Annotated in this window: 11 protein-coding genes; 6 read left to right on the top strand and 5 right to left on the bottom strand. The window is 68.8% G+C overall.

Translation table 11 applies throughout. From position 1 onward, the window contains the following. The first annotated feature begins 17 nt into the window (after window positions 1-17). The 3 genes from AC1RQC_RS22220 (at window position 18) to AC1RQC_RS22210 (ending at window position 3,544) form a co-directional block, all read left to right on the top strand. Window positions 18-1,319, top strand: coding sequence for an acyl-CoA dehydrogenase family protein (locus AC1RQC_RS22220; RefSeq protein ID WP_492807264.1), 1,302 nt, complete (start codon window positions 18-20; stop codon window positions 1,317-1,319). A 7-nt stretch (window positions 1,320-1,326) separates the two neighbouring features. Further along, on the top strand, window positions 1,327-2,820 hold the full coding sequence (locus tag AC1RQC_RS22215; RefSeq protein WP_492370881.1) for an FAD/NAD(P)-binding protein: 1,494 nt from the start codon (window positions 1,327-1,329) through the stop codon (window positions 2,818-2,820). Window positions 2,821-3,082: 262 nt separating this feature from the next. Then, window positions 3,083-3,544 carry a hypothetical protein gene (locus tag AC1RQC_RS22210; protein ID WP_492370882.1) on the top strand — a complete coding sequence of 154 codons (462 nt, stop codon included), beginning with the start codon at window positions 3,083-3,085 and terminating at the stop codon, window positions 3,542-3,544. A gap of 49 nt (window positions 3,545-3,593) precedes the next feature. Here the strand turns inward: AC1RQC_RS22210 and shc are convergent, their stop codons facing one another. The 4 genes from shc to AC1RQC_RS22190 form a co-directional block, all read right to left on the bottom strand. Beyond that, window positions 3,594-5,639, bottom strand: coding sequence for a squalene--hopene cyclase (shc, locus tag AC1RQC_RS22205; protein WP_492370883.1), 2,046 nt, complete (start codon window positions 5,637-5,639; stop codon window positions 3,594-3,596). Beyond that, window positions 5,636-6,175 (bottom strand): TetR/AcrR family transcriptional regulator, encoded by a 540-nt coding sequence (locus tag AC1RQC_RS22200; RefSeq protein ID WP_492884685.1) that lies wholly within the window; start codon window positions 6,173-6,175, stop codon window positions 5,636-5,638. Before AC1RQC_RS22200 ends, shc begins: the two co-directional genes overlap by 4 nt. Before the next feature lie 222 nt (window positions 6,176-6,397). Beyond that, entirely contained in the window at window positions 6,398-7,168 is a 771-nt protein-coding gene (locus AC1RQC_RS22195; RefSeq protein WP_492370961.1) for a substrate-binding domain-containing protein, read from the bottom strand. 240 nt (window positions 7,169-7,408) lie between these two features. Beyond that, window positions 7,409-8,368: a LysR family transcriptional regulator gene (locus AC1RQC_RS22190; RefSeq protein ID WP_492370885.1), complete on the bottom strand. Its 960-nt coding sequence runs from the start codon at window positions 8,366-8,368 to the stop codon at window positions 7,409-7,411. 272 nt (window positions 8,369-8,640) lie between these two features. Between AC1RQC_RS22190 and AC1RQC_RS22185 the strand changes: the two genes are divergently transcribed. Next, window positions 8,641-9,837, top strand: coding sequence for a GGDEF domain-containing protein (locus AC1RQC_RS22185; protein ID WP_492884683.1), 1,197 nt, complete (start codon window positions 8,641-8,643; stop codon window positions 9,835-9,837). 4 nt (window positions 9,838-9,841) lie between these two features. On the opposite strand, the gene AC1RQC_RS22180 is transcribed toward AC1RQC_RS22185, so the two are convergent. Then, window positions 9,842-10,879, bottom strand: coding sequence for an AraC family transcriptional regulator (locus AC1RQC_RS22180; RefSeq protein ID WP_492884681.1), 1,038 nt, complete (start codon window positions 10,877-10,879; stop codon window positions 9,842-9,844). 213 nt (window positions 10,880-11,092) lie between these two features. On the opposite strand from AC1RQC_RS22180, the gene AC1RQC_RS22175 reads away from it, so the two are divergent. Continuing rightward, window positions 11,093-12,226, top strand: coding sequence for an acyl-CoA dehydrogenase family protein (locus AC1RQC_RS22175; protein ID WP_477132365.1), 1,134 nt, complete (start codon window positions 11,093-11,095; stop codon window positions 12,224-12,226). An 88-nt stretch (window positions 12,227-12,314) separates the two neighbouring features. Then, window positions 12,315-13,835, top strand: coding sequence for a CoA-acylating methylmalonate-semialdehyde dehydrogenase (locus tag AC1RQC_RS22170; protein WP_492370888.1), 1,521 nt, complete (start codon window positions 12,315-12,317; stop codon window positions 13,833-13,835). Window positions 13,836-14,058 lie beyond the last annotated feature (223 nt).

Raw genomic sequence — 14,058 nt, 5'->3', positions numbered from 1 at the left:
ACACGACAGGAGCAACCATGAGCTTGCAGTCCACCGGCACCACCAGCCGGCAGCGGATTTCCCAGTGGCATCGCGAGAACGGCTTTGCCTCAGCCGAGCCGGCCACGCCACTGCCCGACGCGGCCCGCACGCTTGCCTCCGACGAAGCACTGCGTGCCTTGTCCGAACGCTTTGCCGCGCGTGCCGCCGCCCATGACCGCGATGGCAGCTTCGCCTTCGAGAACATCGCCGAGCTCCACCAGCTCGGCCTGCTCGCGCTGACCGTGCCGCGCGCGCTTGGCGGTGCCGGGGCGGGACTCGCCGACGTCCGCCGCATCGTCCATCACGTTGCCGCCGGAGATCCGTCTACCGCGCTGGTGCTGGTGATGCAGATCCTTGGCCACCGCAACCTGGCGCAGGACACGCAATGGCCGGCGCCCGTGCGGGAGCAGGTGCAGCGCAGCGCGGTGGAGCAAGGCGCGCTGATCAACTCGCTGCGCGTGGAGCCCGAGCTGGGGTCTCCCGCGCGCGGCGGCCTGCCGGCCACGGTGGCGTGCCGGCACGGCGATGGCTGGCGCTTGTCCGGCCACAAGATCTACTCCACCGGCATCCCGGCCCTGAGCTGGCTGGCCGTATGGGGACGCACCGATGAGCCGGTCCCGCGCACCGGCGTGTTCCTGGTGCCGCGCGATGCGCCCGGCATCACCGTGGTGCCCACCTGGGACCACCTCGGCATGCGCGCCACCGGCAGCCACGACGTGGTCTTCGACAACACGCCGCTGCCCGCCGCCTACGCGGTCGACCTGCGCCTGCCCGCCGCCTGGGGCGAGCGCTACGACCCGGCCTGGGCCGTGTGGACGTCGACCCTGCTCGGCACGCTTTATGACGCCGTGGCGCGCAGCGCCCGCGACTGGTTCGTGGCATGGCTCAACCTGCGCGCCCCTGGCAGCCTGGGCGCGCCGCTGGCCACCTTGCCGCGCTTCCAGGAAGCGGTGGGCCGCATCGACGCCTGGCTGCTGGCCAACCGCATCCTGCTGGAGCGCTTCAGCGCGGATGCCGATGCCGGCGCACCGGCCAGCGCCAGCGACAGCAACCTGCTCAAGCTCAACGTGACCGACAACGCCATCGCCGCCGTCGAGCTCGCGCTCAGGCACGCCGGCAACCCCGCCCTGTCGCGCGGCAACCCGCTTGAGCGCCACTACCGTAACGTGCTCTGCAGCCGCATCCACACGCCGCAGAACGACGCGATCCTGGCCGGCGCCGGCGCGCAGGCCCTGCACGCGGCGGCCGACATCGCAACCCACGCCGCGGCAGCCACACCGCCCGGCACCCAAGCCTGAGGCCATCATGACCCGACCCGATTCCCAGCCGCGCCGCATCGCCATCGTCGGCGGCGGCATGGCCGGCACCCTGAGCGCCATCCGCCTGCTGCGCGACAGCAGCGCCCCGCTTGCCATCCACCTGTTCGAGCCGCGCGCCGAGCCGGGGCGCGGCCTGGCCTACAGCACGCAGGACCCGGCCCACTACCTGAACGGGCCCGCGCTGAACTTCAGTCTTTATCCCGAAGCGCTGGAGGACTTCTCGCAATGGCTGGTGCGCCACGGGCATGCCAGCGCAGCCGAGGCCGACAATGCCTTCGCCCCGCGCAGCGTCTATGGCGACTACCTGCGAGACACCCTGGCGCGCGCCCTGGCCGGGGCCGCCGGACGCGTCACGCTGGAGCATGTACGCACGGAAATCACCGACGTGACCATCGGCGTGCCGCACCGCGTGCGCGGCGCCGACGGCCGCGCATGGGACGCCGACCACATCGTTCTGGCCACCGGCGTGCAGCAGGCACGGCCAGCGCTGGCGCAAGACGACACACTGGAAACCGACGGCCGCTACATCCCGGATCCCTGGCAACCCGATGCACTGGCCCGGCTCGCAAGCGCGCGCGATATCGCCTTGATCGGCACCAGCCTGACCATGCTCGACGTGGTTGCCACGCTGGAGCGGCTCGGTTTCACCGGCACCTACCACGCGTTCTCGCGGCGCGCGCTGGTGCCCTGGCTGCGCCACAACGCCGGCCCCTGCGACGACTTCCTCGCCGCTGCCGGGCCCGAAGCGCTGGCCGCGCCCACCGCCCGCAGCGTGGTCCGCTGGGTGCGCCACCAGCGCGACAAGCTGGCCACCCAGGGCCTCGACTGGCAAAGCGTGCCGCCCGCGCTGCGCACCTACATCGCCCCGCTGTGGGCAGCCGCCAGCGTGCCGGAGCGCCAACGCTTCCTGCGCCACGTGCGCCCCTTCTGGGACAACCTGCTGCATCGCGCGGCACCGCCCACGCACGCGGTCTTCGAGGCAGTGCGTGCGCAGGGCCGCCTGCATGTGCACGCCGCCCGCGTCACCGCGCTCGAAGCCGTGGCCGGCAAGAATGAAGTGAATAACGCCAACGGCTGGCAACGCGGCCCCGCAGGCAAGGCGGAGAAACACGTCCGGGTGGCTCTGCACCTCTCCCGCGAACTGCAAGCCCCGGCCACGGTGGACGCCGCCATCAACTGCACCGGCGCGGAATACGGCTGGCACGCCGGCAACACCCGGCCGCTGGTGCGCAGCCTGCTGGCGCGCGGCCTGGTCCGGCAAGCGGCAGCCGGCTCCGGCCTGGACGGCGACGCGCACGGCCGCGTATTCGATCGCGGCGGCCGCCTCGTGCCGGGCCTCAGCGCACTGGGCGCGCCGCTGCGCGGGGCGCTGTGGGAATCCGGCACCATCATCGACGTGCGCAACCAGGCGGCAGCGCTGGCGGCGCGGCTGGTGGAGGAACTCGGACTAACGGCCGAGATCGAGGCGCAGGCAGCCTAGCAGGCTGGTGGGCTGGTGGGCTGGCATCCGGCCAAAGGGCAGGCGCACCCTGAAAGCGGCAACGCTTGCCAAGCGCACCCGCCGTTGGCATATAATCTCGCCCGGGCGCTGGCAGGGCGCCCGCTCCCGCAAAAGCCAGCGCACCTGCCTGCCCGTACCGTACGGCGCCGAGCGATCCAGCCCGGCACCGCCAGTTCGTTGCAAGAACCACACCGTTGACCTTTTTTGCCGCCGCGGGAAACGGCATTGCAAAGGACATGACATGTGGCTCACAACGCTCAACACACCAGCTCGCGCCCCCAATAGCGACTTCCTGCGCCGCCATGCACGCAGGCTGCTGCGCCAGCTCCACGCCGAACAAGCCATGCAGGCGCTACCGGTAATCCGGCGCATCCACCGCGCGCAGGTACGCACGCAAAGCGTCGCGGAACTCTACCGGCTGCGCCACACCCTGCAGCTCAAGCATTGCCTGCAACTGCTGGCGGCCGAACTGGGCTACGCCAGCTGGTCCGCATGCAAACGCGACATCGACGGCCGGCCCGCCAGGGTACTGGACCGCTACCGCCTCGACCTTGGACAGTTCGGCGACTACCAGCAACTCTGGTTCGCCGACCGGCAAGGCGCCCAGGCATGGCAAGCCTCCAACGGCGGTTACGTGGTGGCGTATGGCGAGCAAGCGGCGGTACTGCTGACTGGCAACGCCATGCCGGCGATGCGCGACTGACCGCGGGGCCGTATGGGGCGCCTCGGGGCACCTCCGGGCACCTCGGCGCCTACTTCGCCGCCGGGCGCCTTGCCAGCTGACGGTAGCGCGTCAGCGCCCATAGCGGGAAGTAGGCGGTGTAGCCGTGGTACTTCAGGTAGTAGATGCGGGGGAAGCCCGGCGCATTGTGCGACGGATGCTGCCAAAGGCCGCTGCCAGCCTGGCAGTCCAGCAGGTAAGCAATGCCCCTGCGCACTGCGGGCGTATCCACCTCGCCCACGGCGAAGAGGGCCAGCAACGCCCAGGCGGTGCTGTTGGGCGTGCTCTCGCCCCCATTGGTGCCGGCCAGCGAGCCATCGAAGTAGCTATCGTTGGTCTCGCCCCATCCACCGTCGGCGTGCTGGCAGCGTAGCAGCCAGTCGACTGCCTTGCGGATATAGGGCTGGCGCACGTCCTCGCCCACCAGCGCCAGGCCCGCCAGCACGCTCCAGGTGCCATAGATATAGTTGCTGCCCCAGCGTCCCCACCAGGCGCCGTCGGCGCGTTGCGTGCGGCGCAGATAGGCCACGCAGCGCTCGACGGCGTCGGCGTGCGCTTCGCGGTTTCCGCTCAGGCCGATGCATAGTAGCACACGCCCGGAAACGTCCTCGGTGGGCGGATCCAGCAGGGCGCCGTGGTCGGCGAAGGGGATGCGGTTCAGGTAATCGCGATCGCAATTGGCATCGAAGGCGCCAAAGCCGCCATTGCGCGATTGCAGGCCTACCATCCATTTCACGGCGCTCGCGACCGCGTCCTGGTAGCGCTCGGGCTGGCCGATCCGGCGCGCGTGCACGGCCAGCATGGCGGCTACCACGGCGCTGTCGTCGATGTCCGGGTAATGGGCATTGGCGTACTGGAACGCCCAGCCGCCGGGCTGCACGGAGGCCGGCACGTGCTTGCCCCAATCGCCGCGCAGGTCTCGCACCTGCCGCGCTTCCAGCCAGTCGTAGGCGCGCTGCACCGCCTGCTGCGTGCACGCGTCGGTGCCGGCGTGCTGCAAGGCCATGATGCTCCAGGCGGTATCCCACACCGGTGACAGACAGGGCTGGCAATAGGCCGAGCCGTCGGCGCGGCGCACCACGAGCTTGCGGATCGCGGCCAGGCAGGTAACGCGTGCCGGATCGGTCTTTGGCACGCCAAGCAGCGTCATCATCTCGTACCAGTACACCATCGGCGGAAAGATCCCGCCCAGGCCATCCTCGCCGTTCATGCGCTCCACGCACCAGGCTTGCGCCCGGGCGATGGCCCGCCGGCGCACCGCGGCGGGAATCCACGGCTCGATCGTGCGTGCCAACTTGTCGGCCACCAGAAAGGCCTTGCGCATCAGGCCCTCGCGGGAGAAATAGTGCCGCTCGTGCTCGGGCGGCGTGACGAACAGCTCGCTGACCCCGACACGGTGCGGATTGATGGCCTTGGCCCGCAACGAACACAGCACCGTCAGCGGCACCAGCGTGGAGCGCGCCCAGTAGGCCATCTTGTCCAGATGCACCGGCGCCCAGCGCGGGAACAGGATGAGCTCGACCGGTACGAAGGGCGTGGCGCGCCAAGGCACCTGACCGAATGTGGCCAGGAGGATGCGGGTGAAAACATTGGCCTTGGCGGCCCCGCCCTGCGCCAGGATGGCGCGGCGAGCCTGGGCCATGTGCGGGGCATCCGGGTCGTCGCCGGCCGCCTTCAGCGCGAAATAGGCCTTGACGCTGCATGACACGTCGAGCGCGCCGCCGTGGTACTGGTCCCAGCCACCATGACGGTCTTGCCTCTGGATGCTTCGCAGGTAGACCGCCATCGCCGCCTGCAAATCGGCGTCGATTTCGTCCACGAAGTGCATCATCAGGATGTACTCCGCAGTAATGGTGGCATCTGACTCGAGCTCGAAGCACCAGTGGCCGTCGCGATGCTGGTGGCTCAGCAGGGCGTCTCGGGCCGCGTCGATGGCCCGGTGCAAATTCGCGTCGGCGCCCGGCGTGGCCGGCGTGGGCGCGCCGGCGTCCTGCCAGGGGCCAAATTGAGCGCTTGGCTGGGTATTCAGTTGGGTATTCAGTGAGGTACTCAATTGAGCGTTCGATCGTGCGTTCATTGCGGCTGGCACCGCGTCATCTGGTCCAGCTGGCGCAGGACCTCGACCCTCAGCCCGGGTTCCATCGACTGGCTGCCCAGCAGGTCGGCGAGCCACAGCCCGTCAGCAGCCAGGCGGCAAATCATCAGCCTCGCCGCCTCCGCCGCGGGCAGCGGATCGGGGCGCGCGATTTCGGCAATGCGTGGTGCCCAGCGATCGCGTGTATCGGCATCGGTCAGCATCAGCGCCAGCAGCAGATGCAGATAGCTGGCGGCGTCCTCTTTCCGCTCTTCCTGCAACGTCGCCCGCATATAGGCCCGCGCCGCGCGGCCCTCGGCCTGCGTGTCGCTGGCGATCGCAGCGGCCACATCGGTGTTGAAGGTCTCAACCGCATCGTCGAAGAGCGCGTCCAGCAGCGCTTGCTTATTGCGGAAATGATGCTGCAACCCACCCTTGCTGACGCCGGCACGCGCCGCCACCGCATCCAGCGTCACGGCGCGCAGGCCGGATTCGAGGGCGAGCTGCGCCGCAGCGTGCAATAGCTGCGGGCGCAGCACGTCGGGCTGCTTCTTTCGGCGGTGTGCTTGTGTCATGGGCCCGGATCATACCATCCAGACGGATTGTTTTGAATCCGGTTGCACGGCGCGCCAAGAACCCGTTTCAGGATGAAGTCTCCTCGCGCCGGAGCAGCCCCGCCGGCGCCGCTTCGCCGCCGTTCCGGATTGCCAGGGCAAGCGCCAGGGCGAACGCGCAACCAACGCCCGCCCTGCCTCTCACACTCACTGCCTCCGCGTATCCCCAACGACCGGATCCATGCCGCTGCGCTCGATCTCGCCCCGCGCCGCGGGCGAAGCCAGATAGCGAATCAACGCGCGCCCGGCCTCAGGATGCTCCGCCCCCACCGGTACGCCGGCGGCAAATGTCGTGATTTTCTGCAAAGGCTCGGGAATCTTGCCAACAAAGCTGGCACCCTTGACCGGCAGCAGCTCGCTGACCTGCTGCAGCCCGATCTGGTATTCGCCCTGCGCCACCACGCTGCCAACCGGCGTCTTCTCGATCTTGTGGGCTCGGCCCTTGACCTGCGCCTCGATGCCTAGCTTCCTGAACATCTCCGTCTCGACATACACGCCGCTGGCGCTGTCCGAGTAGGCGATGGACCTGGCATCCAGCAGGGTCTTGCGGAATGCGTCGACGGTGCTGATATCCGGCTTGGGCGCGCCCTCGCGCACCGACAGGCCGATGCGCGAATCGGCCAGGTCGACCCGGCTGTCCGGCAGCACCTTGCCTTGCTTGATCAGGTCATCCAGCGCATAGGCCACCATGATCACCACGTCGGCATGCTCGCCGCGCGCGAGCCGGTTGGGAATGGCCTCGGGCGACTTGCCCATCGAGGGGCCCCATGCGGTGGACAGCGTATTGCCGGTGGCCTTCTCGAAGCCCGGGCCGAGCGCCTTGTAGGCCGCGGTAAAGCCGCCCGAATTCATGACCTTGACCTCGTCGGCCAGCGCATTGCCGGCGGCCAGCGCCATGCTGGCCACGCCGGCCAGCATGAGCGCCAGCCATGGCTGCTTGTGTTGCCGAGGGAGATGGGAAGGGGAAACAGGCTTGCGGGCTGCCTTGACGGGGGACGGCACGGCAATGGTCAGCATGGTCGGCGTGGTCATATGCGCTCTCTGTGGGCATTGAAATGGAAATCGGCCTGCCCGCTTCAGTCTCCGCGGCGCAGGCCGACCATTCTATGCAAGCACCGCGCACGGCGATAATGCAATGTTTCTTGGATTTGATCGGTTTTACGCATCAATACCGGCGCTGCCGCCCCCGCCTTGCGCCGATGTGGCCGCGCTCCGGCCACGCCGTGCCACCGCCTGCCCGACCATGTCGTACAGCGCTTGCGCATGCGCCGGCAACGTACGCCCACGGCGGCGCAGGATGCCCAGCGTGCGGGACACGGCAGGATCGCGCAGGGGGACCGCGACCAGCGTGGCGCGCTCGCCACCGGGCAGCGCCAGGCGCGGCACGGCCGCTACCCCCAGCCCGGCCTCCACCAGCGCGAGCACGCTGCTGACATGGCGCACTTCGTAGAAGGCGGCCGGCCGCAGCGGCAGCTCGGCCAGGGCAAGATCCAGCATCAGCCGGTTGCCGCTCGACTTGGCTAACGCTACCAGCGTGTGGGCGCCAAGTTCAGCCCATTTCACCGAGCGGCGCCGGGCCAGCGGATGGTCGTGTCGGCAAGCCAGCACGAAAGGATCGCGCAGCAAGGGCTCGAACAGCAGGTCGGCCTCCTGCGTGCCGATGAAGTTCAGGCCAAAGTCCGCCTCGCCGCTGGCCACGCTGTGCAAGACGACGTTGGCGCCTTCGTCCACCATCTTGACGCGGACGTTGGGGAATTGCGCATGAAAACGCGCGATCACCGCCGGCAGGAAGTAATGCGCCGCCGACGGCACGCAGGCAACCGTCACCTCGCCTGAGCGCGTCGCGGCCGCGTCGCCGATGCCCATCAGGGAAGATTCCACTTCCGCCAGCAGCGCGCGCGCCTTGCCGACAAACTCCCGGCCCACCACGGTCAGGGTGACGCGGCGCGTGGTGCGCTCGAACAGCCTGACATTGAGCGCCTGCTCCAGTTTGTCGATACGACGCGACAGGGCCGGCTGCGACAGGCTGAGAGCCTCGGCGGCAGCGCGGAAGCCGCCTTGCTCCACCACGGCCACCATCGCCTGCAGGTCGCCGAGGTCAAATCTGATCGGTTGCATTGTGTTCCAGGCTAGGGCAGTGATGAAGGGATCAGGCAGGCATTGATGCGCCCCGCCGATCAAAGCGTTCCGCCCCGCATTCTAGCCGTCCGGCCCCGGCGCGTCCTCTCGCACCGGCCTCCCGCAGGCGGTTGTCCGACACCCCACGTGCGTAGGTGAATGGGGACAACGCCATTGAGGTATTCTCGCGAGCTTCGCCGCCAGGCCCGGCGAGACTACCCGCCTCACCAAGCCTCATCACGCCCACCCACTGCACCGGAGGAAATTTGCAGATGTCCGACCCGTTCGCCCTGCTAGCCGTTACGACGCTCCTTAGCGTCATGATGCTGGCGATCGTCTGGTCGCTGCGGCGCTGCGGCCAGCCGGGCGTGACGCTGTGGTGGCAAGCCAACCTGACGGCCATGGTCGCGCTGCTGCTGATTACACTGCGTGACAGGATCCCGGATGCGCTATCGATCGTGGTGGCCAACGGCGCGCTGGCTTGGGGGCTGGCATTGTTTCATGCGGGCATCGCCCGCTTCTGCGGGCGGCAGCCACCCTGGCGCGCGATGATCGCCGGCACCCTCGCCGTGGTGGCCGGCGTCGCGACGTGGCGCTATGTATTCAATGATTTCAATACCCGCGTGGTCATCGTCTCGGCATTCCACGCCACATTCTGCGCCTGCGCAGGGTACGTGCTGGTGCGCTACCGCCCGCGCGCTCGCCCGGCCAGCCATTACCTGACCACCGCCGGGTTCGCCTTCTTCCTGTCCGCGGCGCATGCATTGCGGGGCGTGCTGTCCGCGCTCTCGGTCATGGACCACCCTGCCACGACGAGCACGCCCGGATTGAATGCCGCCTTCCTGGTGCTCGGCGCGCTGGCCATGCCGGGCCTCACCATGGGCGCCGTGCTGATGATCCACGACGCCATGGTGCGCCAGCTCGAGGCCGTGGCCAACACGGATTTCCTGACCGGCGTGATGTCGCGCAAGGCGTTCGAGAACGAGGCCGCGCGCGAGCTGGCGCGCGCCGGGCGCGGCGGCCCTCCGCCCGTGCTGCTGATCATCGACATCGACCACTTCAAGGCGGTCAACGACACCTTCGGCCATGCCGCGGGCGACGCCGTGCTGGTGGAGTTCGCGCGCCTGGCCGCCGCCAGCCTGCGCGCGCCTGACAGCATCGGCCGCATGGGCGGCGAGGAATTCGTCGTGCTGCTGCCCGCCAGTTCGCTGGAAGCGGCCCGCCCTGCCGCCGAGCGCATCCGCCTGCTGGCCGAAGGTAGCCGAGTCAGTGGCCCGTTCGGCACCGTGCACTACACGGTCAGCGGCGGCTATGCCCGGTGGCACCCCGGCGAGAGCCTGGCGCAGCTCACCGCGCGCGCCGATACGGCGCTCTACATGGCCAAGCTATCGGGACGCAACCGCATGCTGGCGCATGTGCCTGCCCCGGCAGCAGCCAGCGCGCCCTCCGAACTGGTCACTAGGCACTGACGCTCTAAGCCTGCAACGGCGTGCCCCGGTACGCCCCGGGCCGCAGCCCCGTCCAGCGCCGGAACGCGCGATGGAACGCACCCGGCTCGGCAAAGCCAAGCTCGGCCGCGATTTCCGCCAGCGGACGGCTGGAATGGCTCAGCGCTTCGATGGCCAGGTCGCGCCGCATCTCATCCTTCAGTTGCTGGTAGGTCCCGCCCTCCTCCATCAGCCGGCGCCGTAGCGACGATGACGACATGTGCACGTCGTGCGCCAGGCGGTCGAAGGTGGGCCACTGCTCCGGCGGCTGCGAGCGCAACTGGCGCCGCACGCGCGCCATGATGCTGGTGCGGTCGGTGTATTTCACCACCACGTTGTGCGGTGCGTCGCGCAGGAAGGCCTTGAGGCTGCGCTCGTCCTGGTGCACCGGCTGGTCCAGCCAGGCCGCGTCGAACACCAGCGCCGTGGCCGGCTGGCCGAACGCCAGGTGGCGCGAGTACATCAGGCGGTATTCGGCGCTATAGGCCGGCTCCGGATAGCTGAACGCCGCCAGCAGCACGGGCACCCGCCGGCGCAGCAGCCAGCTCATCAGCCCGTGCAGCATGATCAGCATGGTCTCCTGCGCGAACACGCTCGGCGGCTGGCTTGAGGTGGCCGTGAGCACCAGCGCAGCCCGTGCGCGCTTGCCGGCGCCCGGCTCACCGCCCACGCCTTCGCGCTCCAGCCGCACGCCGATATCGTCCAGCAGCAAGCCGAAGTAACGCACCACCCTCTCCAGCCCCTGCGCCAGCGTCTTGCTGCCCACGATGGCGTGGCACAGCATGGCAAAGCTGCCGCACTTCATGCGGCGCGAGTCCTGGCCAAAGAATTCATCGTCCAGCGCGGCGGCCACCTCCATCCACAGCGCGCTATAGCTTGCCGCTGACACGCGCGCCTGCGGCACCGCCAGCAGCGCGGGCACGATGCCCGCCGCCTGCAGCACCGGCTCCGGCGCGATGCCGCGCGCGCGCAAGCCCGCGGTAGCGTGATGCACGAAGCAGATGGCGACGCTGTGTTTTTCCATGTAAAGGCAAGGATCTGGAACGGATGGCTTGCTGGCCCAGGCTTGCCAGCAGTGGCAAACGAGTTCAGCAAGGTTGGCGGATTCTGGCATAGGAGCGCCTCGCCTGTCTTCCTACACTTGCTGCCAACACTCCCGCCCAGTGCGGGCCACCAGACCGCCAGCCTCACCCGGATCGCGTGCCCCCACGCCAATCCCGGCCCAACCCGAGCCGCCATGCACCACGAATTCAGCGAACAGCAAGCCATGATCCGCGACACCGCTCGCGCCTTCGCCAGCGAGCGCCTGGCGCCCTGCGCCGCCGAGTGGGACCGTGCCGGCCAGTTGCCGCCGGAGGTGGTGGCGGAGATGGGCGCGCTCGGGCTGCTCGGCATGATCGTGCCGGAGGAATGGGGCGGCACGTATACCGACTACATCGCCTACGCGCTGGCCATCGAGGAAATCGCCGCAGGCTGCGCCGCCTGCGCCACCCTGATGAGTGTGCACAACTCGGTGGGCTGCGGCCCGATCCTGCACTACGGCACGCAGGCGCAAAAAGAGCGCTACCTGCCGCGCCTGGCCAGCGGCGAAATCATCGGCGCGTTCTGCCTGACCGAGCCGCAGGCCGGCTCGGAAGCGCACAACCTGCGCACCCGGGCGGGCGCCACGGACAATGGCTGGGTGCTGTCCGGCAGCAAGCAATTCGTCACCAACGGCCAGCGCGCAGGCGTGGCCATCGTGTTTGCCGCCACCGAGCCGGCACAAGGCAAGCGCGGCCTGTCGGCCTTCGTGGTGCCCACCGATACGCCCGGCTTCTCGGTGCACACGCCCGAGCGCAAGATGGGCATCCGCGCCTCCGACACCTGCGCCATCACGCTGGACGACTGCCACGTGCCGCACGACGCGCTGCTCGGCGAACCCGGCGAGGGACTGCGCATTGCCCTGTCAAACCTGGAGGGCGGGCGCATCGGCATTGCCGCGCAGGCACTCGGCATCGCCCGCTCGGCCTTTGAGGCCGCCTGCCGCTACGCTGCCGAGCGCGTGCAGTTTGGCCGCCCGCTGCGCGAGCATGCGCCCATTGCTAACATGCTGGCCGACATGGCCACCGAGCTCAACGCGGCACGCCTGCTGGTGCACCGCGCCGCGCACATGCGCACGGCCGGCCAGCCCTGCCTGTCGGAAGCCTCGCAGGCCAAGCTCTATGCCTCCGAGCTGGCCGAGCGCGTGTGCTCCAAGGCGCTGCAGATCCATGGCGGCTACGGCTACCTGGAAGACTACCCGGTCGAGCGCCATTACCGCGACGCCCGCATTACGCAGATCTACGAAGGCACCAGCGAGATCCAGCGCATGCTGATCGCCCGCACCCTTTGAGCTGCTTGCCCGACGACTTGCCTGACCACTTGCCCGAACACCTTCCTGTCTTGCACCACCCACACTTAGAACCGACGGAGACCACCCCATGAGTGCCCAGAACCCCAACGCCGCCGTGCCCACCGTCAAGCTGTTGATCAACGGCGAGTGGGTGGAGTCCGCTGCCACCGAATTCCGCCCCGTGGTCAATCCGGCCACCCAGCAGGTGCTGGCGCAGGTGCCGCTGGCCACCGCGGCCGAGGTCAATGCCGCCGTGGGCGCCGCGCACCGCGCCTTTGCCACGTGGCGCCACACGCCGCTGGGCGCGCGCCTGCGCATCATGCTCAAGTACCAGGCGCTGATCCGCGAGCACAGCAAGCGCATCGCCGCCATCCTCACCGCCGAGCAAGGCAAGACCCTGGCCGACGCCGAAGGCGACATCTTCCGGGGGCTTGAGGTCGTGGAACACGCGTGCTCGATCGGCACCCTGCAGCAAGGCGGCTTTGCCGAGAACGTGGCCGCCACTGTCGACACATACACCCTGCAGCAGCCGATTGGCGTGTGCGCCGGCATCACGCCGTTCAACTTCCCGGCCATGATCCCGCTGTGGATGTTCCCCATGGCGATCGTGTGCGGCAACACCTTCGTGCTCAAGCCATCGGAGCAAGACCCGCTATCCACCATGGAACTGGTCAAGCTGGCCATCGAGGCCGGCGTGCCCGCCGGCGTGCTCAACGTGGTCCATGGCGCGCGCGAGGTGGTGGACGCGCTGTGCACGCACCCGGACATCAAGGCGGTTTCCTTCGTCGGCTCCACCGCCGTGGGCACCCACGTCTACAACCTCGCCGGCGCGCACGGCAAGCGCGTGCAATCGATGATGGGCGCCAAGAACCACGCCGTGGTGCTGCCCGACGCGCACCGCGAGCACACGCTCAACGCGCTGGCCGGCGCAGCCTTCGGCGCGGCCGGCCAGCGCTGCATGGCGACGTCGGTAGCCGTGCTGGTGGGCGCCGCGCGCGAATGGCTGCCCGAACTGGTGGAAAAGGCCGCCACGCTCAAGGTCGGCGCCGGCAACGAGCCTGGCACCGACGTATGCCCGGTAGTATCCATCGCCGCCAAGCAGCGCGTGCTCGGCCTGATCGAAGCCGGCGAACGCGAAGGCGCCACGCTGGCGCTCGATGGCCGCAACGTGCAGGTAGCCGGCTACCCCGAAGGCAATTTCATCGGCCCGACCGTGTTTGCCGATGTCACCACCGAGATGTCCATCTACACGCAGGAGATCTTCGGCCCGGTGCTGGTAGTGATCGGCGTCGACACGCTGGACGAAGCCATCGCCCTGGTCAACCGCAACCCCTTCGGCAACGGCACCGGCGTATTCACGCAAAGCGGCGCGGCCGCCCGCAAGTTCCAGAGCGAGATCGACGTCGGCCAGGTCGGCATCAACATCCCCATCCCGGTACCCGTGCCCTACTTCAGCTTCACCGGCTCACGCGGCTCCAAGCTCGGCGACCTCGGCCCCTATGGCAAGCAAGTGGTGCAGTTCTACACGCAGACGAAGACCGTCACGGCAAGGTGGTTTGACGACGCAACGGTAAATGACGGGGTGAATACGACGATCAGCCTGCGCTGATTGGCAAGCATCGGCTTCGGCCAGCGCCCGCCCTCTCCCCCGGCCCCTCTCCCACAAGTGGGAGAGGGGAGCCAACCAGCAGGAGAGTCAGAGCACCGATTTGGTGTAGCCATGCGCGATGCGAAGCGAGCCGTCAAGGTTTACCTAGGCCGTATGGGGCGCCTCGGGATTCGGCGAAAAGAGCGGAAAAGAGGGACCCATGTCTGAGTATCGCCTTAAGGCG

The sequence above is a fragment of the Cupriavidus sp. GW822-FHT03E04 genome (genome assembly GCF_058801495.1).
Note: the sequence above shows the minus strand (reverse complement) of the source record. Positions and strands in the feature narration are given on the sequence as shown.